Source organism: Longimicrobium sp. (assembly GCF_035474595.1).
Classification (GTDB): Bacteria; Gemmatimonadota; Gemmatimonadetes; order Longimicrobiales; family Longimicrobiaceae; genus Longimicrobium.
The window spans coordinates 15,377-41,991 of record NZ_DATIND010000061.1; the positions used below are offsets into that span (position 1 = coordinate 15,377).

Here is a 26,615-nt window from a genome sequence, read left to right on the forward strand (position 1 = left end):
TCCCGGCGAGCAAGGCTGTCCGGCTCGGCGACCGGCTCCGGCTCGCTCCGGGCATCCGGAGCGAATGGATGCCGAGGCCACAGTCCCGCAGGGACTTCGTGCTGTTGTTGCCCGGGAATTCCATTCCCGGTGCTCGGGAGATCAGCCGGTCACGGCCGCGGGCGCGTCGAAGACGGCGTCGTCGCGGAAGCGGGAGATGGCGAGCTTCACGTCGAGCGCCACGTTGCGGAAGCGGTCCGCGCACTCGGGCGGGATGGGCACGCGGGAGAAGAGGATCATGGCGTACAGGTCGCCGGTCATGTGGATGCCGCCGCAGCCCACCACCGAGCGGATGCCGTACGAGCGCACGAAGTCCTGCGCGGGGATGGCCGGGTTCCCCAGCGCGTCGGCCACGTAGAAGATGTTGTACGTCTTCCCCTCCAGCCCGCGGATCAGCTCCGGGCGCGGGGCCACCACGTCGTCCAGGTCCAGCCCCATCTCGCGCACCAGCTGCGCGATCATCGGCGCCTGCTCCACGATGCGCGCGCTGGGGAGCGGGATGGCGCGGTGGCCGCGCGACTGCCGCGGATCGTTCCACTCCGGCTCCTGCCCGGCCGAGGCGAGCAGGACCAGCGCCTTCATCTCGTCCCACGGGCCGCGCCCGCCCATCAGCCCGGCCGCGAACGACTGCAGCTCCGGCCCCAGCCCGCCGTACGGGTGCGTCTTGTAGAAGCGCACCAGCGCGCACTCGCGCTCGCCGGTTTCGTCCACGAACGATTCGTGGAAGTAGCGCACCAGCGACCGCGCGGCCTCCTCCATCGTGGCCGCGTCCTTGGTGTCGCGCCGCAGGTCCAGCCCGCAGCGCAGCATCTCGGGAAGGTCGAACCGCCGTAGCGAAAACGTCATCCTTCTCCCATTGTGCCGGCCGTCAGCGCACGAAGTAGCCGCCGACGCGCCACTCGCCGTCGGTGTCCAGCGCGGTGACCACCGTCTCCACCGCCTCCTTCTTCCGCTCGAACTCCGTCGCGTACTCCAGCACCACGTACTCGCCGTCGGGGCCGCCGGGGATGGACTGGCGGTGCTGCGTGTCGCTCAGCTCGCGCGAGAGCGGGCGCCCGAAGATGCTGGTCACCTGCTCGAACGAGGCCTTCCACTTCGGCAGATCCACCAGCTGGCGAAAGAGCGACGAGGTGCGCGCCCACGTTTCCTCCACGTCGCCCGCGTCGATGCGCTCCAGCCACGCGTCCGCCGCCGCCGAGGCGTCGCCGATCATCTGTGTTTCGTCCACGATCCCGTCCCCGATTTTCGTTCGATTGCGGTTCGATCCCGGTCACGAAGGGCGATTGAAATCGCGGCAACAACGGCCCAAAGTCCGCCTTCGCGGACTCCCACTCCTGCCATCTCCGTGCGTATCACGCCCCCGGACAGCCTCGAACTCGCCCTCCCCCGCCTGAACCGAGCCGAACAGCCTCGCGCAGTTTGCGAGGCTTCCCGTAGTTGTTGCTGCGACTTCAGTCGCCGGTGACCGGCTCGAAAATCTCAATCCCCCTGCTCCGGCGGCAGCTTCCAGAACTCCACGCGGTCGCGGACGGACTGGGGGATGGCGACGATGCCGCGCCGCGTGTCCACGCCGATGTCGGCCGGCTGCGAGAGGCCTCGGATGATCTGCCTGTCGTGGCCCGGCGAGATCACGTGCACGCTCGAGTCGTTCCAGCAGGCGACCAGCACCCGCCCGTCCGGCAGCGGCTCGATCCCGTCGTACTTCCCCTTCCCCGTGGCCATCACCTTCAGCTGCGCCGTCTCCCCGCGCAGGTCCAAGGTGTAGACGGTGCTACGGAAGGGGTCGAACGAGACCACCGTCACCCCCTGACCGCGCGGCGTGGCGGCGATGCCGTTCGGGCGCCCCAGCGTCTGCCCGGCGGCCACCACGCCGACCGCGTGGTCGGGGCCGACGACGAACACGCGGTCGCCGCCGGGGTGCGTCACGCCGATGGGCGTCATCCCGATCCCCGTGTCGGTCACGTACAGCCGCCCGTCGTGGCCCACGGCCACGTCGTTCAGCAGCGTGGCGTGCTGCGGGCGGAAGTCGACGGTCGCCAGCGGCGCGCCGGTGCGCCGGTCGAAGCCGCGCAGCACGTCGATGTCGGCGACCCACAGCGTGTCGCCGTGGATGGCCATCCCCTTGGGCGCGTCGAGCGTCGCGCCGTTCCTGCCGCCCACGACGAACATCTGCACGGGGCCGAAGGTGGCCGCGGGAACGCGGACGATGTACCCCGCGCCGTCGTGGTCGGACCCGTACCCCAGCATGTTGCTGATGAACCACACGTCCTGCTCGGGATCGTACTTCGCCGACTCGGGGCCGTAGAAGCCGTCGATGGCGTGCACGAACTTCGCGCGCGCGTCGCGGTCGCCCGCCGGCGCGGGGCCGCCCGAGCGCGCGCACGCCGCGATGCCGGCGACCGCCAGCGCGGCGCAGAAGAGGGTACGGAGAATGGGCATCATGGCTCGTCTCCCCGCCAGTCACGCGATCCGGAACAGCACTTCGAGGACGCCCCCAACCGCGAGACGCGTGCCGATCCCATGCATTCCATTGGATCGGAGGGAAGATGCGGATCTTCATCAGCCCACAGCGTCGGGGTTGATGTACGCATCTACCCGAGAAGACGTCATCCTGAGGCCGGCCACACCGGACCCGCGTCCGCACTAATGCGTGCAGGCCGAAGGATCCATAACGGCCCAGCACGTCAGCTGGGCGATGCGCGCCAGAACGTGCCAGGCAGCCGCCGCTCGTCGCCGCAAATGACGTGTGGGACGTGCTATAGATCCTTCGGCCTGCACGCATTCGCGCATGCGAAGAGTACAGTGTGGCCGGCCTCAGGATGACGTCTCTCGGGTCTTGATCTGCGAAAGGAATCCGGCAACGCGCGACGGCGGCGCCTGTGCGGAGCGCCGCCGTCCGATGCTGGTGGAGATGGAGATCAGCTCTCCTTCGAGCCGTCGTCGAGCTTGAACCAGACCTTCACCTTCACCTGGAACTCGCGGATCTCGCCGCCCGCGATGTAGGCGCGCTGCTCGCAGACCTCCAGCCACTCCAGGTTGCGCATCGTCTCGCCCGCTCGCTTCACCGCCGAGCGCGTCGCATCGTCGAAGCTCTGCTCCGACGTGCCCACCATCTCGATCGCCTTGTACGCGCCGCCCATCACGCTCCCTCCGCCCGGGTAGTCATTCGTCCTGCGCTGACGGCCGGATGCGCGGCAAGCGGTGTTCCATGGGCGTCACGCGCAGTCGTTCAGCTGCCGGCCAGCAGCATCCGCGCGGCAGCTTCGTGGAGATGGGGATTGCCGGCGAGCACCGAAGTCATCGGCGCGATGGGCTGGCCATCGAACCGGGAGATGCGGCCGCCGGCCTCGGCGAGGATGACGTTCATCGGGGCGATGTCCCAGGCGGCGCCGCAGATGGGGTCGCAGTAGAGCTCCACGCGGCCGGTGGCGACCAGGAAGTAGCCGTAGCCGTCGCCCCAGGTGCGGGCGAAGCGCGTGGCCTTCACCAGCCGCTCGAAGCCGGCGCGGTGCTCGTCGGTGGAGCTGTCGCGCCAGTACTCGAACCCGCTGGTGACCAGCCGCGCGTCGGACAGCGCGTCGCACTCCGAGACGCGGGCGCGCTCGCCGTTCATCCACGCGCCGGCGCCGGTGGCCGCGACCAGCGTCTGCCGCGTCACCGGGAGGTGGATGCAGCCCAGCACGGGCGCCCCATCTTCCTCCAGCGCCAGCAGCATGGAGTACAGCGGCACGCCGACCGCGAACGAGCGCGTCCCGTCGATCGGGTCGACGATCCAGCGCCGGCCGCTCCTGGACGGGACGTCGTCCTCCTCCTCGCCCAGGATCCCGTCCTCGGGGAACGCCTCGGCGATGGCGGCGCGGACGTGCGCCTCGGCGGCCAGGTCGGCGGCGGTCACCTCCGTCTGGTTGGACTTGTACTCCACCGCGGCGCGCCCGAAGTGCGCCAGCGTCAGCTCCCCCGCCGCCCGCAGCGTGCGCGCGGCGAAGTCCATCAACCCGTCCCGGTCCGTCATCCCGCTCCTTTCATCGGTCGCCCGCCCGCGGAGGCGGGGAAAGCTTCACCATCTCCGTCCCGCGGTAATCGTACAGCTCGTCGGGGGGCGCGCGGAAGCCGCTCTGCCGCGACTGCCAGTAGGTGTAGAAGCCGGGAAACCGCATGCGCAGCCGTCCCCCGGAACGCAGGATCTGCGGGCTCTCCGAGCAGTTCCCGAACCGCGGGGTGAGCAGCGGCGGCCTGCCGAAGCGCATCATCAGGACGCGGAACATGGCCGGGCAGGTGTTGCCGTACGCGCTCGCGTCGAGGACGGCGACGGCGCCGCTCTCGTTGAAGCTCCCCGCCTGCGCGTGGTAGCTCTGCAGGAACTGGTACACGCCCAGGTCGATGATCTGCTCCTCGGCCAGGATCTCGCGGCCGTTCACCGCCAGGTGGTAGGTGGATTCAACCGGGATCTCGCCCCCGATGCTGTCGGCGGTGATGGTCATCGTCCCGTCGAGCGTGCTGAGGCGCTGCCGCTCCACGTTGCGCCGCGCGAACCGCGGCTCCACCCACGCGGTGTCGACGCCGGGGTTGAGAATGCGGGCGCGCGCCGCCGCCGAATCCGCCGCCGTGGGCTCCCTGGAGACGGGCGCCGGAGTGGCCGACCTGGCTGGCGGAGCATCCTTCGCCGGTGCGCGAGCGCGGCCCGCATCCGGCCGCGGGCACGCGGAGGCGAGCAGCAGCGCGGCGAATACAGCGAGGGAGGAAAGGCGCCGCCGCGTCATCGTCCCTTCCTCCCGGCGGTTGCCGACCGGAGCGGGACGCGCACCATCCGCCCGGCGCGGTACTCGTACGCCTGCCCGGGCGGGCGGCGGAAGCCCGGCTCCGCCTCCTGCCAGTGCGTCCAATAGGGGGCGAACTCCAGGCGCACCCCGCCGTCGCGGGTGACCAGCGTAGGAGCCGCCGCGCAGCTGCCGAACTCCTCCGTCAGGCGCGGCGGGCGATGGAGCCGCATCTCCACCACGCGGAAGAGCGCCTCGCACGCGTTGCCGCCATCCTCGCGCAGCAGCACGGCCAGCGTGCCGTGCGCCGCGGTCCGCGGGACCAGGGCGTACACCTCCATCGTCAGGCCGAACTCCTCGGTGAGCACCGTCCGGCCGTCCACCGCCACCGTGTTGTGGTGGCTGACGTTCCCGCCTTCCGTCGCGCCGCGCGTGATCTCCAGCACGCCGTCGGGCGTGGCCAGGCGCCCGCGCAGGCGGCTCATCCGCTCGGAAGGAGGCCGCCACGCGTCGCCATCCCCGCGCGTGGCGGGGAACTCCTCGCGCCGTCCGGCGGCGAGCCGCGCCAGCGTGGTGTCGCGGTACTCGTACGCTTCCGCGGGCCGGGCGCCGCCGTGCGGGGGGAAGTCCATCCGCACCACGTCCTCGCCCCACGAGAGCGCGGGGCGGCCGCAGCTGCCGAACGCGCGCGTCAGCAGCGGCGGCCGCTCCGCGTGCACGTCCAGCACCCGGTAGGCGGCGCACGCGGAGTCGCCGGGCACGATCTCCAGCACCGCCACGAGCCGCGGATAGAAGCTCTGCGTCACGGAAAGCAGCCGCACGTCGCGCGCGGCGCTGTCCGCCAGCACCTCGCCGCCGTCCACGAACACGCGGAAGGCGCGGCGGGGGATGGAGTCGCGGACGATGGCGATCACCCCAGCGCCCGCGCTCACCTTCTCACGCAGCCAAGCGTCCTGCGGCCACGGCCCGGTGGTGTCCGCGTCGGCATCATCCCCCGAATCCGCCGACGCCGCGGACAGCACGGGAGATGGCGCCGCGGCGGCCGAGCGCGCGGGTGCCGGCGGCGGCGCGTCCGGGCGCGCGCAGCCGGCCAGGAGCAGGGGGATGAGGATCGCGAGGCGCCGCGGCATGGGGCGGGTGAAGAGAAGGTGTCCGGCGTGGCGTCACCGGCCGGCGAGGCGGTCCGCCTCCCGGCCGCGGGCGATGGTCACCATCGCCCCGTCCCGGTATTCGAGCAGCTCGTCCGGCGGCCACTCGACGTCCGGCGGAAGCGTGTCCAGCAGGGCCAGGCGGGCCGGGAGCCACCCCTCGAAGAAGATCCGCAGCCGCGCGTGCACGTACCCCACCTCCGGAGCGGAGTCGCAGGTGCCGAACTCCGGGGTGATGCGGGGCGGCTGGAAGTACCGCAGCTCCACCACGCGGAACATCTGGTCGCACGCGGTGCCGCCGGGGGTGACCGCCAGCACCACGAGCGCGCTCCCGTCGGCCGGCTGCATCAGCGCGTGGATGCGCACGCTCTCGACGTCCTCTTCCCAGAGCGCGCGGCCGTTCACCAGCACGCGGTAGTGGTTCGCGCGCTTCGCAATCGCGAACACCCCCCGGTCGCGATCCGACCCGAACGTCTCCGTCACCACCTCGCCGTCCGCGGCCGCAGGCGCCGTATCGCGCCTGGCCGCCGCGGAATCGCGCCGCGCGGGGGAGTGGGCACGCGCGTCGCCGCGGCCGCAGGAGGCCAGGAGGAGGAGCAGGGCGATCCGCCGCGCGGACGGGTGCATCGGACGGGACGGGAGAGGGTGATGAGTCCGGCGTCAGCGTCCGCCGAGGCGGTCCGCCGCGGCGCCGCGCGCGACCGGGACCATGCGCCCGTCGCGGTACTCGTCCATCCGCGCCGGTTCGGGATGGATTCCGGACGGCTGCGGGTCCATCAGGCCGATGTAGGTGGGAAGATACGGGCCGGTGTAGACGCGCAGCCGCCCGTGCACCAGGCGGACGTCCGCAGGCGCCGCGCAGGTGCCGAACTCATCCGTGATGCGCGGCGGCTGCTCGTACCGCAGCTCGAGGACGCGGTACAGGAACTCGCACGCCACGCCGCCGGGCGTGACCTCCAGCAGCACCAGCACTCCGTCGCGCGCCGGCAGGACGTGGCTGACGCCGAGGCTCGCCATCTCCGCCGACAGCACCTCGCGGCCGTCCACCGTCACGCGCCACCGGTTCAGCAGCGGGCCGCGGAGGCGCCGCAGCTGCACGACCCAGCCGTAGGGCGCGACCTGCTCGCTAACGATCTCCCTCGCCGGCGGAGCGACGACGTGGAGCGTCGCGGGGGCACGGTAGACGGGCGCCGCGGCGCGGACCTCGGGCACGCGCGGTCCCGGGCAGCTCAGCAGCAACAGCAGAATGGAGATGGGAAGCGCGGCGCGCGATGCCATCGGGGCGGCAATGGAAGGTGTTGCGGGAGATGCTTCTGCTGGCGTGAAGATTACGGTTCCGCCCCCCACCGGCGGCTGAAGCCGCAGCAACAACTACGGGAAGCCTCGCAAACTGCGCGAGGCTGTTCGGCTCGGAAGCCGGTTCCAGCGCCGGAGGACGCCTCCCCTTTCATCCATCGTCGTCGCGCGAAGCGTGGTGTTCGACTCAGGATGACGTCTCGATTTGGCTATCGTCGGTGCATTCGAAAAACGCACAGAGACGTCATCCTGAGGCCGACCACAGCAGAGTCTCCCCCGCACAAGCGGTTGCAGGCCGAAGGATCCATAGCCGAGGCCACACGTCCGTTGCGTCCGATGCGCGGCGCTCAAGAGTTCTTGGACACCCAGCGCGATCCGGAGATCCAGAAGCGGAGCGGCCAGTCCGCCGCCCGGTGCGCGGGGATGCCGATCCGCGGCCCGATAGAAACCTCTGCGTCGGGAACGGCGCGGCCGGCGGCCAGCCAGAGCGGCGGCGCGTCCAGCGGATGCCGGTTCTGCGCGCCGGTGACGCCCAGCGCGCGCGCCAGGTTCCCGGGCCCGCGCATCAGCTCGCGGTCGGCGCGTCCGGGCCGGCGCTCGCGCGCCGTCTCGATCCCCTCCACCGGCATCGCCGCGCGGATCAGGACCGCGCCGGGGAAGCCCTCCGTGTCCGTCACCACGTTGATGCACCAGTTGATGCCGTAGATCAGGTAGACGTAGGTGATCCCCGGCGGGCCGAACATCACGTCGTTCCTCGCCGTGCGGCCGAACTTCTCCCACGCGTGCGACGCGGCGTCGTGCGGCCCGACGTACGCCTCCGTCTCCACGATCTCCCCCACGACGCGCGCGCCCCCCACCTCGCTGACGAGCCGCGTCCCCAGCAGGTCGCGGGCGACGGTCTCGGCCGGGCGCGCGCAGAACTCCGGCGGGAGCGGCGCGGGGTCCACAACGGACGAGCGCCGCGCCCGGTCTTCACCGGACGCGGCGCTCGCGGAAGCCTTTCGGCTCACGAGGTGGGCGGCGTGCCGCCGCGTCCCCCGCGCCCGCGTCCCCGGCGCGGCCGGCTTCCGCCCGCCTTGCCGCCTTCCCCGCCCTGCGCGGGCGGCTCGGGCTGCGGCGCCTCGGCCGCGGGGCGATTGCCGCCGCGCCCCCGTCCGCGACCGCCAGCCGCCGCCTCGGGCGCCGGCTGCGGAGCGGCCTCCGGCGCGGGCTGCGCACCGCCGCGGCCGCGTCCACGACGACCACCGGCCGCCGGGGCCTCCGCCGCCGGCGCGGCGGGAGCCGCCTCGGCGCGCGGACCGCGGCCAGCGCGGCCGCGTCCACCACCGCCCGCCTCCGCCGCCGGAGCGGCGGGGAGCGCGGTCTCCGTCGCCTGCTGCTGCGCGCCGCCGCGGCCGCGGCCACGACGGCCACCGCCCGCGGCGGGCTGCTCGGGCGCCGGAGCCGGCGCCTCCGCCTGCGGCGCGGGAGCGGGCGCCTGCGCGCCACCCCGTCCCCGCCCGCCACGCCCGCGCGAGCGGCCGCGCGGCTGCGCGTCACCCGCGGGGAGCGACGCCGGCTCCATCAGCGTGGGATCGGTCTCCCCCTGCGGACCCACGGGAACGTCGATGCCGCCGACGTCCACCGTCTCGGCCGCGGGCGCGTCGGTCGGCGCACCACCACGGCCCCGGCCTCGGCGTCCGCGCGAACGGCCGCCGGGGCGCGCCGCCTGCGAGGCAAGCGTGGGATCCGAATCCTCCTGCTCGGCCGCGATCGCGTCGTCCGCGGCGGCGACCTCACCGCCGGGCGCGAACTCGTCAGCGGCCGCCGCGGCGGGTGCCTCTTCCGCCGCCGGGGCTTCCGTCGTCCCCGCGGCATCGCCGTCACCCGCCGCGCGGTTGCGGTTCCGGTTGCGGCCACCGCGGCGGCCACGGCGGCTGCGGCGCCGCGCGGCCTCTTCCGCCGTCTCCCCGGCGACCGCGTCGGCATCCGCTTCATCCCCCTCCGCCGTCTCGCCCTGCACCGGCTCGGGGGCGATGGCGGATGCAGCCTCGGCGAAGTCGCGCGCGTCCTCCGCGGGCTCCTCCGCGGTCGGCTGCGGCGCGGGCTCCTCGGCGGCGGGCGCCGCCTGGGCGCGCTCGGCGCGGCGGGCGTCGCGGTCGGCGGTCCACTGGTCCAGGATCGGCCCGGCGCGGCGGCCGAGCAGCGCCCGGACCGCGTCGGGATCGTTCTCCAGCGTCTCGAACACCCGCCCGCCGAAGGCCTCGGCCAGCGAGCGGACGGTGGCCGCGCCCACGCCGCGGTAGCCGGCGAGGTGCGCCTCGACGCCCGCGCGGTCGGTCGGCAGCCCCAGCGCCTCGGCGCTGAACGGCGCCTCGGCGGCCGGCTGCGGCGCGGCGGGCTCCTCCGCGCGCGGCTTGGGCTGCGGCTCCGCCGGCTGCTCGGGGCGAGCGGAGCCGGGGACGTGGACCACCTGCCCCGGAAGGAGCGGCGGCGGCCCGGAGGGCGACGCCCACGCGGGACGGCGTCCGCCGTGGCGGTGGCGCAGCCCGCGCTGCGCGTCGGCCGGACCCTCGCGCGAGGCGGAGGACGGCGGCGCGGACTCGGCGGCGGGGCGCTCCTCGCGGCGCGGCTCCTCGCGGCGCGGCTCCTCGCGCCGGGGCTCTTCCCGGCGGGGCTCCTCGCGACGGGGTTCCTCGCGGCGCGTCTCCGGCTGCCCGGCTTCGGGCGCGGGCTGCGCGGCGGCGGCGGGACGCTCTTCCTCGCCCCCCGGCACCTGCCCGGGAAGGATCGGCGGCGCGCCCTCGCGGGGGCCGCGGTCGCGTCCACGGCCACGTCCGCGCCCGCGGTCACGTCCGCGCGGCTCCGCGGGCTCGGCCGTAGCCGACGAGTCGGCGGCCACGCGGGGCTCGTCGCGGTCGACGGTGATCGGCTCCGGGCGCGGGCCGGTGAGCGCGGGCGGGGCCAGCTTGGTGCCGGAGGAGGGGAGCGCGACCTCGTAGCGCCCCTCGGCCAGGCGCCGGACGTCCACCACCTGGTCCTCGTGCGCCTGGCGGAGGAAGCGGCTGAACTTGCTGAAGCCCAGCGCGTGCTCGTCGAAGCCGCCGTCCATCTCCATCATGCGGCGCTTCACGTCGCCGTCGCGGGCGGTCTGGCCCTGGCGGCTGACCAGCGCGCGGACGGCGTGCTGCAGCAGCGCGTAGGCGTGCGACAGCGCGTCGCGCTCCTCGCGGGTGGCGGGCGCCGGCGGCTCCTCGATGAAAGGCGTGGCGACCTGGGCCTCGCCCACGGGGAAGGCGGCGGCGATGGTCTCGGACTCGGTCTCCGCGGCGGGCGCGGCCGAGGCGGCGACGGCCGGCTCCTCGTCGTCGCGCAGCAGGCGCACCGGCGCGGGCTCGGCGCGCGGCTCGCGCTCGCGGTCGAACTCGCGGTCGCGGTCGCGCCCGAAGTCGCGCGGACGGTCGCGGTCCCGGTCGCGCCCCCGCCCGCCGCGTCCGCGGCCACGGTCGCGGTCGGGCCCGCGGTCCCGGTCGCGGAAGCGCTCCTCGCGGTCGTAGCGCGGCTGCGTGGCGGGGCCGGCGGCGTCCAGGTCGTCGACCGGCGCCACCTCGTACTGCCCGTTCTCCACCTTGTGCAGGCGGATGAGCCCCTTCTCGGCGGCCACCTGCGCGAACTTGCTGAACTTGCTGTACCCCTCGTCCTTCTCGTCGAAGTTGGGGTCCAGGTCGATCATCACCTGCTTCAGGCGGTCGGTGCGCATCGAGTCGCCCGACGCGGCCATCTTCTGCGCCGCCTCGCGCACCAGCAGCCAGGGGTCGCGCCGGGGCGTGCCCTGGTCGCCCTCGCGCACCAGCCCGCTCAGCGCGTGGTACGAGTAGTACTCGTCGCAGTTCTGGATCAGCAGGTCGCTGGAGGAGTCGCGCATCCCCACGCCGATGACGTACTTGCCGTACTCCTTGAGCTTCAGCACGCAGCTCGAGAAGTCGCTGTCGCCGGTGAGGAGGATGAAGGTGCCGATCTCGGGGCGCATGAACGCCAGCTCGATGGCGTCGACCGCCATGCGCAGGTCGGTGGCGTTCTTTTTGGAGGTGCCGTAGGCGGGGGCGAAGATGAGGTCGATGCTGGCCTCGGTGAGCGGCACCACGTAGTTGGGGTAGCGCCGCCAGTCGGCGTAGGCGCGGCGGACCGCCACCTTGCCGCTGAAGATCTCGCTGTTCAGCAGCGTCTTGAGCTCCTTGCCCAGGTCGCTGCGGACGCCGAGGGTGATGTTGTCGAAGTCGATCAGGAGGGCCGCGTTGCGCGCGGCGGGGGTTGCGGGAGCGCCACCCAGCAGGTGGGGGCTCCGCGGCACGAAGGTCGTCATCTCTCGTCCACGTTTCTGTTCACGCGGCGAGCTTCTCCGCTTCGCGGGGAGAAGTGCCAAGTGCCAAGTGCCAAGTGCCAAGTGGGATCATTTCGAGCAAGCCGGGAGACGTCTCACCGGGGACTCAATGTAAACCACTGGGCACTGGGCACTGAGCACTGGGCACTCTCCAGGCGAGAGCCGGAGAAGCCCGTCCGCAACAATAGGGTCCTGACGGGAAGTCACGGCCGGCGGCTGCTCTCCTCGGCGCTGATCATGCGCGCGAGCTCCACGCGGCGCACCTTGCCGCTCCCCGTCATGGGAAAGCTGTCGAGGAAGCGGACCAGGTCCGGGACCTTGTAGTCCGCCAGCACCTCACGGCAGAAATCCTTGATTTCCTCGCCCGTGACGATCGCCCCCTCGACGGGAACGATGCAGGCGCAGCTCACCTCGCCCAGGATCTCGTCCGGCAGGCCGACGACGGCCACGTCGAGAACGGCGGGGTGCGCATGCAGCCGGTCTTCCACCTCGCGCGGGTACACGTTGAACCCGCCACGGATGATCATCTCCTTGCGCCGGCCCAGGACGTGGAGGTAGCCCTCCTCGTCGACCATTCCCAGGTCGCCGGTCATGAAGAAGCGGTCGCCCGTGAACACCAGCGCGGTCTCGCCGGGCTGGCGGTAGTACCCCTGCATCACGCAGGGCCCGCGCACCGCGATCTCGCCCACGCTCTCAACCGGCAGCACGCTGCCGTCCACGTCGTGGATGCGCAGCTCCACGCCGGGAAGCGGGCGGCCCACCGTGGACACCGACTTTCCCTGCGGGTCGTCGCTGCGGGTGAGCGCCACGGTTTCGCTGGTTTCCGTGAGCCCGTATCCGATCCTCAGGTCGGGCACCAGCTCGCGGCGGATGCGCATCACCAGCTCTTCCGACGCGGGGGCGCCGGCCACGATGCCGGTGCGCACGGAGGACAGGTCGTACGACCCGTTCTCCATCTCCTTCAGCGCCAGCACGTAGTTGGTGGGCACGCCGTGGTACACCGTCACCCGCTCGCGCTCGATCAGCTCCAGCGCGGCCGAGGCGCCGTCGTGGTCCTGCAGCACCATGGCCGCACCGGCCATCATGGCGCCCATCATCCCGGTGCCCATCCCGAACACGTTGAAGAGCGAGTTCAGGCCGAACACCACGTCGTCGCCCGTGAGCCCCAGCGCGTCGGCCGTGCCCGCGGCGGTGGTCAGCACGTTGGCGTGGCTCAGCGCCACCCCCTTCGGCTTTCCCATCGTGCCGCTGGTGTACAGGATGGCGAAGAGCTCGTCGGGCAAGCCCTGGTGGCGCGGGAACGGGCGCCCCTCGCCGCTGGACACCAGGTCCTCGAACTGGTGGATGCGGTCGTCGTACCACAGGTCTTCCTCGCCCACGCTCACCACGTACTGCAGGTCGGGGAGCGAGGTCAGGAAGCCCTCGTAGCGCGCCAGGTAGTCCACCCCTTCCCAGTTCTCGGCCGTCACGACGACCGCCGTTTCCGAGTGCCGCAGCATGTACTGCAGCTCGGGGGTGGTGTAGCGCGGGTTCAGCGGCACGATGACGGCGCCGAGCTTGGCCGCCGCGAAGGCCGCCACCACAAACTCGGGCCAGTTGGGAAGGGTCAGCGCCATGCGGTCGCCGGCCTCGATCCCCAGCTCGTGCAGGGCGGCCGCCAGGGCGCTGCTCTGGTGGTCGATCTGCGCGTAGGTGCAGCGCCGGTCCCCGAACGCAACGAACGGCCGCCGTGGGTCCTCACCGGCGCGGATGGCAAGCGCATCCGCGACCGAGAGCCCCGTGAAGCGGTCTCGTAGCGTCATTGATCCTCCGTTGGGGTGGCCGGCGTGGGTTTCGGGCGCGACAAACATAGCGGCCGGGCCGAACGGCGTCAAACTTTGACCGGGGGCGGGTTTCCGGGTATCTTCGGAACCGAAAAGTCCTAAGTCCCAAGTCCTAAGTCCCAGGTTTTGGCAGGGCGATTTCGGAGCTTTGCGACGGATGTCTCCGCCTTCCGGCCGTGCCTCTCTCCCGCGCTTCGCAGGAGATCGCCATCTGTTCACTTAGGACTTAGGACTCAGGACTCAGGACTCAGGACTCAGGACTCAGGACTCAGGACTCAGGACTCAGGACTCAGGACTCAGGAGTTCGCCGTTCTGCACTTTCGCACTCTCGCACTTTCGCACCAGGTCCCTTGCAGTTCATCCCCCAGTACCTGCGCGAGCTGAACCCCGAGCAGCAGCAGGCCGCGCTCGCCACCGAGGGGCCCGTGCTGATCCTGGCCGGCGCCGGCTCGGGAAAGACGCGCACCATCGTGTACCGCATCGCGTACCTGGTGCGCGACCGCGGGGTGGACCCGCGCCGCGTGCTGGCCGTGACCTTCACCAACAAGGCCGCGGCGGAGATGCGCGAGCGCGTGGCGCGCATCGTGGGCAAGGACGCCAAGGGCGTGCTCCTCTCCACCTTCCACTCGCTCGGCGCGCGCATCCTGCGCGAGCACGGGCAGAAGGTGGGGCTGCCGAAGTCGTTCTCCATCTACTCCACCGGCGACCAGCTGGCGATGGTGAAGCGCATCGCCGACGAGGTGCACGTCGCCCCGACGGCGGGGGACGAGAACTTCGACCACAAGAAGGTGCTCTTCCAGATCTCCGACTGGAAGAACAGCATGGTCACCCCCGCCGACGCGGCCCGCGAGGTGGCCGCGGGGCCGGTGAAGGGCAACCGGTCCGACGACTACGCGGTGCTGGCGGCGGACGTCTACCCGCGCTACTGCGAGGCGATGCTGGCGGCCGGCGCGTGCGACTTCGACGACCTGCTGCTGCTGCCGGTGAAGCTGCTGCGCGAGCACGCCGAGGTGCGCGAGAGCTACTGGAAGCGCTGGCACTACATCATGATCGACGAGTACCAGGACACCAACGGCGCGCAGCTGGAGATGGCGCGGCTGCTCAGCGGCCCGCGCAAGAACCTGTGCGTGGTGGGCGACGACGACCAGTCGATCTACGCCTGGCGCGGCGCCGACGTGCGCAACATCCTGGACTTCGAGCGCCACTTCCCCGGCGCGCGGACGGTGGTGCTGGAGGAGAACTACCGGTCGACGCAGCGCATCCTCGACGCGGCCAACGGCGTCATCGCCAACAACACCTCGCGCAGGGAAAAGCGGCTGCGCACCTCCAACGGGCCCGGTCCCAAGCTGGACTACTACGAGTTCGTGGACGACGGCGCCCGCTCGGCCGAGGAGCAGGAGGCCGAGATGGTGGCGAAGGAGATCACCATCCGCCGGCTCGTGGAGAACGTGCAGTGGAGCGACTTCGCCGTCCTCTACCGCACCAATCTCCAGTCCAAGCCGCTGGAGGAGGCGATCCGGGCGGCCAACGTTCCCTACCGCGTGGTGGGCGGGACGTCGTACTTCGACCGCAAGGAGGTGGCGGACGCGGTAGCCTACCTGCGCGTGGTGATGAACCCGCGCGACGAGGTGGCGCTCCGGCGCATCATCAACTACCCCACGCGGGGGATCGGGCGCACCACGCAGCTGAAGCTGATCGAGGCCGCGCGCGCCGCCGGGGTGCCGATGTACGACATGCTGCGCCGCGCGCCGGAGGTCGATGGCGTGAGCCGCGCGCAGCAGGAGCCCATCCGGCACTTCGTGGAGATGATGGACGAGCTGCGCCACGAGTACCACGCCACCGAGGCCACCATCCGCGCGGGCGAGACCGGCGGGCGGACGCTGCACGGCTTCGCGAAGCAGCTCGTCTCGCGCGTGCGGCTGGAGGAGGCGGTGCGCGCGGACAACGCGAAGAGCGAGCGCGCCGCCGAGGTGCGGGTCGACATCCTGCGCGACTTCATCGCCTCGCTGGGCACCTACGAGGAGCGCGTGTGGGGCGCCCAGCCGCTCCCCGACGAGGAGGACGACTGGGAGCCGCCCACGCTGCGCTCGTTCCTGGAGAAGATCTCGCTGGTGGAGGAAGAGGAGAAGAAGGACGAGAAGGACGACGAGCCCAACAGCGTGACGCTGATGACGCTCCACGCCGCCAAGGGGCTGGAGTTCACGCACGTGTTCATCGTGGGCCTGGAGGAGGAGATCCTGCCGCACACCCGCAGCGTGCAGGCGGTGTCGGCCGACGGCACCGACCCCATCAGCGAGGAGCGGCGCCTGTTCTACGTGGGGATCACGCGCGCCCGGCACCGGCTCACCCTCTCCGGCTGCGCCACCCGCCGCCAGCGCGGCGACTCCATCCCCCGCCAGCCCTCGCGCTTCCTGAAGGAGGTGCCCGCCGACCTGCTGGAGTACCGCACCGGCAAGCGCAGCAGCCTGAGCGAGGAGGACAGCAAGGAGCTGAAGGCCAACTTCTTCAGCAAGATGAAGGAGATGCTGGGAGCGCCGCAGTAACGAAGTGCGGGAGTGCGGAAGTGCGGGAGTGCGGGAGTGCGTCGGAGAATCGGATTGATCGGATTGAGATGTTGTGGTGGTTGGAAAAATGCGACTGAAGTCGCGGCTACAACGGCACACAGTCCGCCTTCGCGGACTTCAACTACGGCATTGTTGCGTAAGCAGTTACGTCGCCTGATCCAAGCTTGGACCGAGCCCTGTCTCCTTCCGAAATCCTCGAACATCCTGCCGCGATGTCCGATCTCACCATCAGCCTGGAACCGGACGCGCCCGAAGAGGATGTCCGCGCGGTGGGCGAAGGGTTGTTCGCGTACAACCGGCGCCTCGTGGGCGAGTACGCGTACGAGACGCTCCGGTTCTTCCTGCGCGACGAGGGCGGCGCGGTCGCGGGCGGGCTGGTCGCCGACATGCTGATGGGATGGATGTTCGTGCAGGTCCTGTGGGTCGGCGACGCGCACCGGGGCGGCGGCCACGGCTCGGAGCTGCTGCGCCGCGCCGAAGCCGAGGCGCGGCAACGCGGCTGCCGCGGGATGTGGCTCGACACCTTCACCTTCCAGGCGCCGGAGTTCTACCGGAAGATGGGATTCCGCGAGTTCGGCCGGATCGACGACTTTCCGCCGGGCTACGCGCGGCACTTCTTCATGAAGACGCTGGACTGACGGGCGGATCTCACGCGGAGAAGCAGGGCAGCGGAGGTGTTCGTCCGCTGCCCTGCTTCTCCGCGTATGTCCCGTCCGTTCAGCGGGTCACACGGTGCATTGGGCCGTGCACTGGTAGCACACCGGATACCCGGTGTCGCAGCTCGTGCCGCCGCAGGTGCGCGGGTACCCGCAGCTGTACTGCACCGAGGTGGGACAGCCCGGGCCCGAGACCTCGTTGGCCAGCACGGTGCCGTCCGCCTTCACCGCCGCTTCCAGCTCGAAGGGCTCCACCGAGAGCGCTTCCGGATCCAGCCGCAGCTTCTTCATGGCTTTTCTCCTGTTTGCAGGGCCGTTCGGGCGCAGGCGTTCGCACCCGGATCGATCAGAACGCACCTGGTGGACACTGCCGGATGCGCCCCTGTGCCGCTCAGTCGATGGGCGGGCACTGGCGGCACACCGGATACCCCGAGTCGCAGCTCGTTCCGCCACAGGTGGGCGGATCGCCACAGCTGTCCTCGGCGGCCGTCCCGCAGTGGGTTTGCGAGAAGTCGTTGCCCCGCACCGTGCCGTTCGCCTCCCCCGCCCATTCCAGCTCGAAACGCTCGACCGAAAGCTCTTCCACGTCCAGCCGCAGCTTCTTCATCGGATTCATCGGTCCTCCACGATCGGGAGTTGCCGCCGTTGGTCCGCCCATCGTCACCCGGCGCAGAAGCGGCAGAGAGGATAGCCCGTGGGGCAGCTGGTTCCGCCGCACGTGAAGGGGTAGCCGCAGCTCGCGTCCGGCCCGGTGCAGTTCCTCGGCGTCGAGGCGTCGGCGCCCATCACCGTGCCGCTCTCCTCCTTCGCCGCTTCCACCTCGAAGGGCTCCACCGAGAGCGCTTCCGGATCCAGCCGCAGCTTCTTCATCGTTCCCTCCACGTTGGTGATCCGCCGGCCAGCCGCGAGCATGCTACTCGCAGACGCGGGCGGTGCACTGGTAGCAGAGCGGGTAGCCCGAGTCGCAGCTCGTTCCGCCGCAGGTGTAGGGGTAGCCGCAGCTTACGTCGGGCCCGGTGCAGTTCCTGGGCGACGACGCGTCGGCGCCCATCACGGTGCCACTCTCCGCCGCCGCCGCTTCCACCTCGAAGGGCTCCACCGAGAGCTCGTCCGGATCCAGCCGAAGCTTTTTCATCCTTCTTCCTCCGCGTGCGGGGCATACCGCCGGACGCAGGAGATCTCCGCCGGCGCCATCATCGCCTTGCGGTTTGATCAGATGCAATTTTGATGACTTGAAATGTCTGTTTCCGTCGGCCACCCGGGTGTGTTCCACACCCTCACGCGGAAGGGGTGATTCCCGCCTCACGGAGCAGGTCGGGCCAGGCGTCGCGGGCGCCTGGGTACTTTGGCGCCCAGCCGCTGGCCTCGCGGAACCTGCGGTTGGAGATGCGGAGCGAGCGGGCCAGCGTCTCCCCCGCCCCGCCCATCAGCCGCCCCGCCCACTTCGGCAGGAACCTGGGCGGGGCGACGCCCAGCGCCCGGGCCATCGACCCGAAGAACTCGCGGCGGCGCAGCGGCTCGTCGTCCACCACGTTGTAGATGCCCGCGGGGATGCCGAGCGCCGCCACCACCGCCGTGGCCGCGTCGTCGTGGGAGATGGAGGAGATGAAGCCCTCCGGCCCCGGCGCGGGCGACCAGCCCTTCCGCACGAACCCGATCATGTCGAGCGTCGCGCCGCCCGCGTCCGGCCCGTAGAAGTAGGCGAAGCGGAGCGCCACGCCCGTGCCGCCGCCGCGCGTGAAGCGATCGGCCGAGCGCTCGGCGTCGAGCGTGGTGCGGTTGTAGCCGGCGGGCTTCACCGGCGCGGTCTCGTCGATCCACCCGTCGCCGCTGTTGGCGTAGATGGGCGCGAACGACTCCTGGACGAAGCGCCGCACGCCGCCCGCGAGTGCCGCGTCCACCAGGATGGCCGAGGCGTCGCGCCGGATGCGGTCCATCTCCCGCCACGCGCCCGGCAGCATCATGCGCGAGCTCGGCGGGACGGCGGTGGCCAGGTTGATCACCGCCTCGTGCCCGTCCACCGCGCGCCGCACCGCATCCGCGTCGAACAGATCGACCTGCACCGCGCGGGCGCCGGCCTTCTCCACCGCCGCCGCCTTCTCCGCGGAGCGGGCGACCGCCGTCACCTCGTGCCCCGCCGCCACGAGCAGCGGCACCGCCCTGCGCCCCACCACACCGGTCGCGCCGGTGACGAAGATTCGCATCCAGCCTCGCTGTCGAAATCGCCGCACCTGCGATGCGGCGAGTGTGGTTGACGATCCAGCATCTCCGCGAAAAGCAAAGAAAGATCGGTGCTGCCAAGCGGACCCCCTCCCCGGCCCTTTCCCGCTCCGCGGGGGAGGGGGAGAACTCAGCGTGAGGTTGGATTGGCTCTTCCCGCTGACGTCATCCTGAGTTGAGTCGAACACCGCCGCTCTGGACGGCCACGATGATGAAAGGGGAGGCGTCCTCCGGAGCCGGAACCAGTTGCCGAGCCGAACAGCCTCGCGCGGTTTGCGAGGCTTCCCGTCGTTGTTGCTGCGGCTTCACCCGCCGGTGGGGAGGCCGGCCCGCGAACTGGCAGACATCACTCGCGCCCCGTCAGCCTTCGAATCGCCCACTCCGCCGCGCCGAACAACAGAATCGCGGCGAAGATGAGCCACGGGCCGGGACCCCGCCATCCGCCCGAGGATGCGGAGCCGAAGCTCGCGACGGTGGCGCGAACGGAGTCCGGCGGGAGCATGCGGCCGCCGGAGCGCGTGGCGATGGCGGCGAGGCGCGCCCAGCCGTCGGCGGACGCGCTGGCGGTGCGCGTCGCGCGGAAGGCGGCGCGTGGCGGCTGGCCGGCGAACGCGAAGGTGTAGATGCCCTCCGCCGCGGGAACGAACGAGGCGCGCAGCACGCCGGGCGATGCGGCGTCGCGCGTCAGGCGGAGCGTGTCCGTGGCCCGATCGGGGCGGGTGACGACGAGCGGCGGCGGCGGCGCATCCGGCTCGCGCGCGTCGAACACGCGCACCTCGCGGCGGACGCCGGTGGCGCCGGACGCATCGGCGAGCTGGATGGAGAGCGGCTCCGGGCGCGCGGACGACAGCCAGTCGGCGAGCGAGCGCCAGAACTCGCGGTGCTCGGCCACGCGCCCGGCCTCCATCCGCCACCGCCACGTCTCGGTGATGGCCAGCGCGGCGGCGCGGCCGCGGCCCAGCGGGCGCAGCGCCAGCAGCCCGCCCGCGGGCGACGATGCGCCCGCGACGGAGCCCGCGAACGCCGCCTCGAACGGCTGCGCGGCCGCGGCGACGCGGTCCGCCGGGAGCGGCGCCAGCTCGGGCGGGAGCGCCCACCGGATCGCGGAGCCGTCCACCGGCGAGGCGCGCGAACCTGCACGCACGAGGCCGAAACCGGGCGCTCCCGAGCGGTCGCCGGCGAGCAGGACGCCGCCACCGCGCGCCGCCCACTCCGCCAGCGCGGCCGCCTCGGCGGCGTCGAGCGGCGCGCCGTCGAGCACGATCACCGCGTCGGCGGCGGCGAGGCGCGCGGGGGTGAGGGCGGAGCCGGCGCCCTCCGTCACCGCCAGGCCACGGCCGAGCGGCAGGCCCTGCTCCACGCGCGCGCCGCTCTCCTCCAGCGCGCGGGTGACGAACTTCGCCTCCCAGTCGGGGAATCCGGCGCGCAGCAGCACGCGCGGCGGCCCCGCCGAATCTACCATCGCCGCGGCGCCCGCCACCGCCGAGTCGCCGCGCGGCCAGACGGCGCGCACCCGCCACTCGCGCCAGCCGGCGAGCGCCGGACGCACGCGGAACGCGCCCGATGCCTCGCCCCGCGCGTCCGCCTTCACCGGCAGGCTGTCCACCACGCCGCCCGCCTCGGCGAGATAGACGCGCGCGCTGTCGCCGGGCGCGCCGTGCAGCCGGAACGACACGGCGGCGGCGCGGCCGGAAAGCGGGCGCGCCGTCGCGGATGCGTCCACCAGCCGCGCGGTGGCCGGAAGCACGCCGAAGAGCGGCGCGCGCCCGGCCGCCGCGGCCAGCGTCTCCAGCTCGTTTGGCGACGGCGGTGTGGCGGATTCGTAGATCGTCGCCGCGGGCGGGAGGCCGCCGAGGAGGGCGCCGGCCTTCGCGAGATCGGACGCCGTGCGGAGGCGGACGACGCGCCCCGCGACGCTCGCCGGGCGCCAGAGCGACGGCAGCGCCAGCGCGAGCACCAGCAGCGCCAGGACGCAGGCGCGGAGGACGAGCGGGAGGCGCGTCATGCCGGCGGGCGCGCCAAACGGGAATGGGTCGGGATGGCCCGCGGGGAAAGGCGAATGAATTCGCGGCAACAACGGCCCGAAGTCCGCCTTCGCGGACTCCCGCCCAAACCTGGTGGCGCTCCGTCAGAGGTTTTCGCCACCGCAGACAGCCCGTCAGGGGACGGCCTCCTGCTGTCCCCTGTCCCCTGTGTCCTGTCCCCTGTCCCCACTCTCATCGCGTCAGCGCGTACACGACGATGTTCACGGCGAAGCGCGTGTTGTCGAGCGACAGGAAGCGCTTGTTGCGGTAGTGGTAGCCCCATTCGGAGCTGTAGTCCTTGTTGCTGTAGAGCACGCCCAGCCGCCCGTTCACCTCCACCCTCAGCAGGTGCTCGTGCACCATGTTGTCGCCCCAGCCGTTCAGCTCGTGGCTCGTGGCGGGCGGCCCGTCGGCGAAGGTGAAGAAGGCGCGGTACAGCTCGTGGCCGTTGGGGAGCTCGCGCAGCGCGTTCGCGCCGAAGATGCGGCGCAGCTCCGCCGTGGCCGTCCTGTGGAAGGCCCCGTCCACGTCGTGGTTGTGGTCGTCGATGAAGACGAAGCCGCCGCGCTGCACGTACGCCCGCAGGTTGGCGCTCTCCTGCTGGCTGAAACGGACCGGAAGGTGGCCGGTCAGGTAGACGAACGGAAAGCGGAAGAGCTCGGGGCTGGCCAGGTCCACCACCGCGCCCTGCGGCGCCACCGGGATGGCCGTGTACTGCGCGACGGCGTGGATGACGTTGGTGGGCACCAGCGGCGCCGCGTCCCAGTCCCCCGAGTCGTAGCGCGCGGTGGCGAACACGAACGGCGCCGGCCGCGCCGGCGCCGCCGCGGAGACGGCCAGCGCCAGTGCGGCGGCGGCGCAAAAGAACCGCCTCACGGCGCCCTCCCCAGGCGGCGGAAGTAGTCGGCCGCTGCCGGGTCGGCGGTGGACGGAAGGGCGCGGGCGCGCGTCGCCGCGCCGGGGGCGATGCGGGCGCGGGCGCGCAGGAGGAGGGCGCGAGCCTGGGCGGTGCGCCCCGACTGCGCCTCGCCCGCGGCGCGCGAAAGGAGCGCCGCCGCCTGCGGGTCCGCGCCGGGGCCGGCCAGCGCGCGGGCGGCGAGCCCGGAGAGCCGCATCGACAGCGCGCGGGGGGACGTTCCCGCGGCGGCCCCTGCGACGCGGTCCATCTCCGCCAGCAGCGCGTCCGCGTTGGGAAGCGGGGCGCCGGCGGCGCGGGCGGATGGCGCGGCATCGTCCAGCTTCCCCTGTCCGCGCGCCGAGTCGACGTCGACCGGATCGGCGCGCACGTTGCCGCTGGGGAAGATGCGCTCGGCCTTGCGCAGCTGGTCGATGACGCGCAGCGCCTCGCGCTCGTGCGGGAGCGCGGCGTCGGGCGAGCCCTGGTTCAGCTCGCGCTCGGCCGCCCACATGATGTTGTACAGGCTCAGCAGCGTGCGGTTGACGTCCAGGATGGGGTCGGCGTCGTGCTTGTGCGACACCTCGTCGATCGTCCCCTGCCCCGTGGCCGCGGACGCGGCGGCCAGCACCTGGTCGGAGAACGACTCGCCGTTCGCGCCCTGGCCGGTTGGGGGCGCCGCCGCCGGCTGGTCGGCGTCGTGGTGGCCGGCGCCGCCCTCCTCGGTGAAGCCGCGCTCCACGCCCAGGTCCTGCAGCGCGCTGGTCTGCCGGGTGAAGATCTGCTCGCCCACGCGCTCGCGCAGCCGCTCCTGGTCCGACGCGATCTCGGCCGCCTTCGCGCGGTACTCGGGCTCGGGGATGCGGCCGTGCTGCGCGCGCAGACGCTCGGTGCGGATGAGCAGCATGCGCTGCGAAAGGAGCGGGTCCTTCGGCATCTCCAGCGGAAAGCCCACGTCGGTGTTCACGCGGTCCATCTCCTCCGGGCGGGCTATGCGGATCATCCGCGTGCGCGACACGCTCTCGCCCGGGCCGGTGACGTCGTTGCGGTCGGTGGCCACGGCGCGCACGTGGATCACGTCGCCCGGCTCCAGCTTCATGGCGTCGAGGTCGAGGACGAGCTCGCCCGCGGCCGTCTTCCCCCCGCGGCGGAGCGAGCCGAACTGCCACACCCCCTCCACGTACTGGAAGGTCTCGCCGCTGCCGCGGGTGCGGCTCCATGCGAGCGCGAACGGGCCCACGCCGTAGTCGTCGGCCGCGGTCGCGCGAACGGGGATGCGTCCGTGGCCGCTGGCCAGCACCAGGTCCTGCTCCGGCGCGGTGAGCTGCACGTCGGGCGCGCGGTCGGGGACGACGGTGACCGGAACGACGCGGCGCGCGACGACCTCGCCGTGCGCCAGCGCCTCGAGCGAGATGCCTCGCTCGTTCGCGGACTGCGTCCACTCCACCGCCCACTCGCCGCCCGAGCGGTGCACGGGGAGCTGCCCGCCGCCGATGCGGACCGCGCGCACCGCGTCCCAGCGGTCGAAGAACGCCGAGCGCAGGCGCACGCGGCTTCCCGCCAGCGCCTGCAGCGGCTCGTCCCCGCGCCCGTCCGCGTCCCCCTGCCCGGCGTACGCGGGCGGGGCGACGCGCCAGCGCATCTCGTCGAACGCCGGCATCGGCGGCTCGGGGACGGCGGGGAGGGTGTTCGCGCGCACTTCGCGCCAGCGCTGCTCATACGCGTCGCGCGGGTGCAGCCACCGCCCCCACGCCTCGCGCGCGGCGACCGGGAACGCCGCCGCGAAGCCGAGCGCGATGGCCCAGGAGGTGACGAGGACGGAGATGGGGAGGAGGATGCGGAAGGGGGCGACGTCGTTCGCCTCGACACCGGCCAGGCGCCGCTCCGCATCGGCCACGAACGCGCGGGCGACGAGCGACTCCGGGTCGCCGACGGCCACGTCGAAGGCGGTGACCAGGCGGTTGTCGAGGTCGGGGAGGCGCTCCTCGGCCAGGAGAGCGAAGCGGCGCGGCGACGGCGGGCGCGCGATGCGCCACGCTGCGTACGCCAGCGTCCCCACCGCCAGCGCGGGCGGCACCCAGCGCAGCACCTCGCGCAGCACGGCGCGCAGCGGCACGAGCAGGTCCAGCGCGATGAGGAGGATGGCGGAAGCGGCCAGCAGCGCGGGGGCGACGACGAGCGCGCGGACGAGCACCGACCACCGCCACACCCGCCGCACGCGCGCGATGATGCGCTCCACCGGCGCAAGCACCGGCGGGCCATCGGGCGGTGGACGGCGAAGGGCGGTTCTCATGCCGCACTCCTGCGGGAGTAAGCGAAGAACGTTTCGGCCAGGGCGGCGAGGAGCGCCGCGGCCATCACCCAGCGCCCCAGCGCGATGCCGCCCCCCGCGCCCGGGATGGCGCTCGCGGCGACGGCGGCCGGTCCCGATCCATGCAGCACGGCCCGCGCCCCCGCGTCGAGCGGCGCATCTCCGTCCGCCGGTCCGGGAGATTCGCAGCCGCGCGCGAAACGGTCGACCACGCGCGGGTACGCGGCATCCATCGTCATCTCCCCCCGCTCCAGATCGGCCGCCGCGAAGACGATGCAGCCGCGCCCCATCCGCCGCGCGGCGGCCGCGGGACGGCCATCCTCCCACGACGCGATCAGGGCCGCGCCCGGCGCCGCATCTCCCGATACCCGCACCGCCGCGCGCCCGATGTGCTCGCCGGACGCCAGCCACATCGCGCCGCCGGTGCTGTCCGCGCGCAGCGTCCCGCGCCAGGGGATGAGGCCGCGGAGGGACGCGGCGGCGGGCGCGGTCACCAGCACCGTCGCGCCACCCTCCGCACCGCGGCGGACCGCGCCGGCCAGCGGCGCGGGGACGGCGTCCTCGACGACGACGAGACGCGCGCCCTCGACAGAGACTGCGTCCGCGATGGGGACGTCACGCACGCTCCACCCGGTCGCCTGCAGCGCGGCCCTCGTGTACGACACGGGAGTACGCGCATCTCCCGCAATGCGGATCGCTTCACGTGCGGCCGTATCGCCGCGCGCCGAATCCGTCGCCGGGGGGACGGGGATGGAGACGAGGCCGATGGCGCCCGGCCAGGCGGCGCGTCGCAGCGCGGACAGCCCTTCGCTCCACGCGGCCCAGCGCGCGCGGGTGATCAGCGTCACCCGCACCGAGTCCGCGCCGCGCAGCTCGCGCGTGGCGGCGGGAATCATTTCCAGCGCGGCGGCGTAGCGGCTCTCCGCGCCGGTTGGCGGCGTGGCCTGCAGCGAGGCGAACGACCGCGCGTCGAGGCGGCGCATCGGGACCGCGATCGTATCGAACAGGACCAGCTCGCCCCGCGGCTTTCCATCCGCGCCGAGGAGGAGGCGGCGCGCCTCGGCGACCGCCTGGGGCCACGCCGCGCCCATTCCCGTGCCGGTATCGAGGAGCACCACCTCGCGCGTCCCCCGCGCCGCCGGGAACCAGACCGGGTGCGCGAACGCGGCGCCGGCGAGCACCAGCAGCAGCATCCGGAGCGCCAGCAGGAGCAGGTCCGTGGGCCGGCTCACGCGCACGGCGGTGCGCGGGTCGGGCGCTAGGAAACGCTCCGTGGGGAGCGGCGCGCGGTTGGGCGGGCGGCGGCGGATCAGGTGCAGCGCCAGCGGAACGAGCGCGCCCAAGGCGCCAGCCAGGAGGAACGCCGGGGTGCCGAAGGTGATCACGCGCCGCGCCGCCGGTTCACCCACGCGACCAGCGCCTGCTCCACCGGCTGCTCGGTGGAGAGCGGAACGTACTCCACGCCGCGCTGCCGCAGCCGGTCCGCCAGCGCCGCGTAGTACGCGCCGACGCGGCGCGCGTAGCCGGGATCCAGCCGCGGCGTGGCCGGCACCTCCCGCGCCGGGTGCTCGGGGTCGAAGAAGAGCCCCGCGTCCGGCGCCGCCTCGCCCGACTCCTCGGGGGTCAGCACGCGGAGCACCATCACCTCGTCCCCCCGCGCGCGGAGGCGGCCGGCGGCGGCGGCCAGCGCCTCGCCCCCGTCGTCCTCCAGCAGGTCGGAGATGAGGATGACGCGCCCACCGCGGCGCATCGTCACCCCCACCCGGTCCAGCACGTCCGCCGCCCCTTCCGAGCCACCCGGGGCCAGCCGCTCCAGCGACAGCAGCAGATCGTGGAGATGGCCCGAGCGCGCCCTTGGCGCCAGCAGCAGCCGCGCCTCGGCGCCGAACGCGGCCAGCCCCACCGAGTCGCCCGCGCCGATCATCAGGTGCGCGAGCGCGGCGGCCACGTACGAGGCGTAGCGCAGCTTCGTCACGCCGCCAGCGCCCGCGTACTCCATCGACGCCGAGGTATCGACCACCACGAACGCCTGGAGGTTGGAGCGCTCCTCGAACTCGCGCACGTACAGGCGGTCGGTGCGCCCGTACAGCTTCCAGTCCAGGTAGCGGACGTCGTCGCCCTGCTGGTAGTCGCGGTGCTTCGCGAAGTCCTCGCCCGCGCCACGCAGGGGCGAGCGGTGGATGCCCGCCTGGAAGCCACGCACCACCGTCTTCGCGATGAGCTCCAGCCCGCCGAGGCGCTCCAGGAGGCCGGGGGGGAGGAAGGCGGTGGAGGGGGCGGAGGTCACGGCGCTCCCTCGCTCCCGGAGTGTACCCGAGCCGATGGAGCCGGGCCGAGCTCGGGAAGGCTGAGGCTGGGGAGGGCGAATGAATTCGCTGCAACAACTGCCCGAAGTCCGCCTTCGCGGACTCCCTCTCCGCCATTCGCGCGGTGAGGCATGTGCTTCCGCTCACCCGCCGTTCCAACCGGGCCGGATGCGCCCGCGCTGGCCGAGTCGCCCCGATGCCGGATTTCGAGTCCGC

Annotated in this window: 24 protein-coding genes; 2 read left to right on the top strand and 22 right to left on the bottom strand. The window is 72.8% G+C overall.

Annotation, left to right across the window (positions count from 1 at the left end; all coding sequences use genetic code 11):
* Nucleotides 1-141 precede the first annotated feature (141 nt).
* The 12 genes from VLK66_RS10620 to VLK66_RS10675 all read right to left on the bottom strand — a co-directional run bounded on the left by VLK66_RS10620 (nucleotide 142) and on the right by VLK66_RS10675 (nucleotide 13,402).
* On the bottom strand, nucleotides 142-885 hold the full coding sequence (locus VLK66_RS10620) for a hypothetical protein (protein WP_325309384.1): 744 nt from the start codon (nucleotides 883-885) through the stop codon (nucleotides 142-144).
* Between the two features lie 22 nt (nucleotides 886-907).
* Nucleotides 908-1,267, bottom strand: coding sequence for a DUF4019 domain-containing protein (locus tag VLK66_RS10625; protein ID WP_325309385.1), 360 nt, complete (start codon nucleotides 1,265-1,267; stop codon nucleotides 908-910).
* 251 nt (nucleotides 1,268-1,518) lie between these two features.
* Nucleotides 1,519-2,481 (bottom strand): SMP-30/gluconolactonase/LRE family protein, encoded by a 963-nt coding sequence (locus VLK66_RS10630; protein WP_325309386.1) that lies wholly within the window; start codon nucleotides 2,479-2,481, stop codon nucleotides 1,519-1,521.
* Nucleotides 2,482-2,957: 476 nt separating this feature from the next.
* Nucleotides 2,958-3,179, bottom strand: coding sequence for a dodecin (locus tag VLK66_RS10635; protein ID WP_325309387.1), 222 nt, complete (start codon nucleotides 3,177-3,179; stop codon nucleotides 2,958-2,960).
* Nucleotides 3,180-3,268: 89 nt separating this feature from the next.
* On the bottom strand, nucleotides 3,269-4,051 hold the full coding sequence (locus VLK66_RS10640) for an inositol monophosphatase family protein (RefSeq protein WP_325309388.1): 783 nt from the start codon (nucleotides 4,049-4,051) through the stop codon (nucleotides 3,269-3,271).
* Between the two features lie 10 nt (nucleotides 4,052-4,061).
* A complete protein-coding gene (locus VLK66_RS10645) occupies nucleotides 4,062-4,799 on the bottom strand; it encodes a hypothetical protein (RefSeq protein WP_325309389.1) in 738 nt (245 codons plus the stop codon).
* On the bottom strand, nucleotides 4,796-5,926 hold the full coding sequence (locus tag VLK66_RS10650; protein ID WP_325309390.1) for a hypothetical protein: 1,131 nt from the start codon (nucleotides 5,924-5,926) through the stop codon (nucleotides 4,796-4,798). The genes VLK66_RS10645 and VLK66_RS10650 overlap by 4 nt, the downstream gene beginning before the upstream one ends.
* A 33-nt stretch (nucleotides 5,927-5,959) precedes the next feature.
* On the bottom strand, nucleotides 5,960-6,571 hold the full coding sequence (locus tag VLK66_RS10655) for a hypothetical protein (RefSeq protein ID WP_325309391.1): 612 nt from the start codon (nucleotides 6,569-6,571) through the stop codon (nucleotides 5,960-5,962).
* Nucleotides 6,572-6,604: 33 nt separating this feature from the next.
* Nucleotides 6,605-7,222: a hypothetical protein gene (locus tag VLK66_RS10660; protein ID WP_325309392.1), complete on the bottom strand. Its 618-nt coding sequence runs from the start codon at nucleotides 7,220-7,222 to the stop codon at nucleotides 6,605-6,607.
* Nucleotides 7,223-7,587: 365 nt separating this feature from the next.
* Entirely contained in the window at nucleotides 7,588-8,250 is a 663-nt protein-coding gene (locus VLK66_RS10665; RefSeq protein WP_325309393.1) for a DNA-3-methyladenine glycosylase, read from the bottom strand.
* Nucleotides 8,247-11,582, bottom strand: coding sequence for an NYN domain-containing protein (locus tag VLK66_RS10670; RefSeq protein WP_325309394.1), 3,336 nt, complete (start codon nucleotides 11,580-11,582; stop codon nucleotides 8,247-8,249). The genes VLK66_RS10665 and VLK66_RS10670 overlap by 4 nt, the downstream gene beginning before the upstream one ends.
* A gap of 221 nt (nucleotides 11,583-11,803) precedes the next feature.
* Nucleotides 11,804-13,402 (bottom strand): class I adenylate-forming enzyme family protein, encoded by a 1,599-nt coding sequence (locus VLK66_RS10675; protein ID WP_325309395.1) that lies wholly within the window; start codon nucleotides 13,400-13,402, stop codon nucleotides 11,804-11,806.
* A gap of 371 nt (nucleotides 13,403-13,773) precedes the next feature.
* On the opposite strand from VLK66_RS10675, the gene VLK66_RS10680 reads away from it, so the two are divergent.
* Both VLK66_RS10680 and VLK66_RS10685 read left to right on the top strand, forming a co-directional pair.
* Nucleotides 13,774-15,966 (top strand): ATP-dependent helicase, encoded by a 2,193-nt coding sequence (locus VLK66_RS10680; RefSeq protein WP_325309396.1) that lies wholly within the window; start codon nucleotides 13,774-13,776, stop codon nucleotides 15,964-15,966.
* A 233-nt stretch (nucleotides 15,967-16,199) separates the two neighbouring features.
* Nucleotides 16,200-16,625 carry a GNAT family N-acetyltransferase gene (locus VLK66_RS10685; protein WP_325309397.1) on the top strand — a complete coding sequence of 142 codons (426 nt, stop codon included), beginning with the start codon at nucleotides 16,200-16,202 and terminating at the stop codon, nucleotides 16,623-16,625.
* 87 nt (nucleotides 16,626-16,712) lie between these two features.
* On the opposite strand, the gene VLK66_RS10690 is transcribed toward VLK66_RS10685, so the two are convergent.
* The 10 genes from VLK66_RS10690 to VLK66_RS10735 form a co-directional block, all read right to left on the bottom strand.
* Nucleotides 16,713-16,934, bottom strand: coding sequence for a hypothetical protein (locus VLK66_RS10690; RefSeq protein WP_325309398.1), 222 nt, complete (start codon nucleotides 16,932-16,934; stop codon nucleotides 16,713-16,715).
* A gap of 100 nt (nucleotides 16,935-17,034) precedes the next feature.
* On the bottom strand, nucleotides 17,035-17,259 hold the full coding sequence (locus VLK66_RS10695) for a hypothetical protein (protein WP_325309399.1): 225 nt from the start codon (nucleotides 17,257-17,259) through the stop codon (nucleotides 17,035-17,037).
* 44 nt (nucleotides 17,260-17,303) lie between these two features.
* Entirely contained in the window at nucleotides 17,304-17,555 is a 252-nt protein-coding gene (locus VLK66_RS10700; protein ID WP_325309400.1) for a hypothetical protein, read from the bottom strand.
* Nucleotide 17,556: 1 nt separating this feature from the next.
* Nucleotides 17,557-17,778, bottom strand: a complete 222-nt coding sequence (locus tag VLK66_RS10705; protein ID WP_325309401.1) for a hypothetical protein — start codon at nucleotides 17,776-17,778, stop codon at nucleotides 17,557-17,559.
* A gap of 142 nt (nucleotides 17,779-17,920) precedes the next feature.
* Nucleotides 17,921-18,847, bottom strand: coding sequence for an NAD(P)-dependent oxidoreductase (locus VLK66_RS10710; RefSeq protein WP_325309402.1), 927 nt, complete (start codon nucleotides 18,845-18,847; stop codon nucleotides 17,921-17,923).
* Between the two features lie 362 nt (nucleotides 18,848-19,209).
* On the bottom strand, nucleotides 19,210-20,868 hold the full coding sequence (locus VLK66_RS10715) for a hypothetical protein (protein WP_325309403.1): 1,659 nt from the start codon (nucleotides 20,866-20,868) through the stop codon (nucleotides 19,210-19,212).
* A 211-nt stretch (nucleotides 20,869-21,079) separates the two neighbouring features.
* Nucleotides 21,080-21,763, bottom strand: coding sequence for a DUF4159 domain-containing protein (locus VLK66_RS10720; protein ID WP_325309404.1), 684 nt, complete (start codon nucleotides 21,761-21,763; stop codon nucleotides 21,080-21,082).
* A complete protein-coding gene (locus VLK66_RS10725) occupies nucleotides 21,760-24,075 on the bottom strand; it encodes a hypothetical protein (RefSeq protein ID WP_325309405.1) in 2,316 nt (771 codons plus the stop codon). Before VLK66_RS10725 ends, VLK66_RS10720 begins: the two co-directional genes overlap by 4 nt.
* On the bottom strand, nucleotides 24,072-25,502 hold the full coding sequence (locus tag VLK66_RS10730) for a BatA domain-containing protein (protein ID WP_325309406.1): 1,431 nt from the start codon (nucleotides 25,500-25,502) through the stop codon (nucleotides 24,072-24,074). The genes VLK66_RS10725 and VLK66_RS10730 overlap by 4 nt, the downstream gene beginning before the upstream one ends.
* Nucleotides 25,475-26,380 carry a DUF58 domain-containing protein gene (locus tag VLK66_RS10735; RefSeq protein WP_325309407.1) on the bottom strand — a complete coding sequence of 302 codons (906 nt, stop codon included), beginning with the start codon at nucleotides 26,378-26,380 and terminating at the stop codon, nucleotides 25,475-25,477. The genes VLK66_RS10730 and VLK66_RS10735 overlap by 28 nt, the downstream gene beginning before the upstream one ends.
* Nucleotides 26,381-26,615: the final 235 nt, after the last annotated feature.

Excerpts from the sequence above, each read along its gene's own strand:
- VLK66_RS10620 (WP_325309384.1), bottom strand. The coding sequence starts at position 885 with ATGACGTTTTCGCTACGGCGGTTCGACCTTCCCGAGATGCTGCGCTGC.
- VLK66_RS10630 (WP_325309386.1), bottom strand. The coding sequence starts at position 2,481 with ATGATGCCCATTCTCCGTACCCTCTTCTGCGCCGCGCTGGCGGTCGCC.
- VLK66_RS10635 (WP_325309387.1), bottom strand. The coding sequence starts at position 3,179 with ATGGGCGGCGCGTACAAGGCGATCGAGATGGTGGGCACGTCGGAGCAG.
- VLK66_RS10640 (WP_325309388.1), bottom strand. The coding sequence starts at position 4,051 with ATGACGGACCGGGACGGGTTGATGGACTTCGCCGCGCGCACGCTGCGG.
- VLK66_RS10645 (WP_325309389.1), bottom strand. The coding sequence starts at position 4,799 with ATGACGCGGCGGCGCCTTTCCTCCCTCGCTGTATTCGCCGCGCTGCTG.
- VLK66_RS10650 (WP_325309390.1), bottom strand. The coding sequence starts at position 5,926 with ATGCCGCGGCGCCTCGCGATCCTCATCCCCCTGCTCCTGGCCGGCTGC.
- VLK66_RS10655 (WP_325309391.1), bottom strand. The coding sequence starts at position 6,571 with ATGCACCCGTCCGCGCGGCGGATCGCCCTGCTCCTCCTCCTGGCCTCC.
- VLK66_RS10660 (WP_325309392.1), bottom strand. The coding sequence starts at position 7,222 with ATGGCATCGCGCGCCGCGCTTCCCATCTCCATTCTGCTGTTGCTGCTG.
- VLK66_RS10670 (WP_325309394.1), bottom strand. The coding sequence starts at position 11,582 with ATGACGACCTTCGTGCCGCGGAGCCCCCACCTGCTGGGTGGCGCTCCC.
- VLK66_RS10675 (WP_325309395.1), bottom strand. The coding sequence starts at position 13,402 with ATGACGCTACGAGACCGCTTCACGGGGCTCTCGGTCGCGGATGCGCTT.
- VLK66_RS10685 (WP_325309397.1), top strand. The coding sequence starts at position 16,200 with ATGTCCGATCTCACCATCAGCCTGGAACCGGACGCGCCCGAAGAGGAT.
- VLK66_RS10690 (WP_325309398.1), bottom strand. The coding sequence starts at position 16,934 with ATGAAGAAGCTGCGGCTGGATCCGGAAGCGCTCTCGGTGGAGCCCTTC.
- VLK66_RS10695 (WP_325309399.1), bottom strand. The coding sequence starts at position 17,259 with ATGAATCCGATGAAGAAGCTGCGGCTGGACGTGGAAGAGCTTTCGGTC.
- VLK66_RS10700 (WP_325309400.1), bottom strand. The coding sequence starts at position 17,555 with ATGCTCGCGGCTGGCCGGCGGATCACCAACGTGGAGGGAACGATGAAG.
- VLK66_RS10705 (WP_325309401.1), bottom strand. The coding sequence starts at position 17,778 with ATGAAAAAGCTTCGGCTGGATCCGGACGAGCTCTCGGTGGAGCCCTTC.
- VLK66_RS10710 (WP_325309402.1), bottom strand. The coding sequence starts at position 18,847 with ATGCGAATCTTCGTCACCGGCGCGACCGGTGTGGTGGGGCGCAGGGCG.
- VLK66_RS10715 (WP_325309403.1), bottom strand. The coding sequence starts at position 20,868 with ATGACGCGCCTCCCGCTCGTCCTCCGCGCCTGCGTCCTGGCGCTGCTG.
- VLK66_RS10725 (WP_325309405.1), bottom strand. The coding sequence starts at position 24,075 with ATGAGAACCGCCCTTCGCCGTCCACCGCCCGATGGCCCGCCGGTGCTT.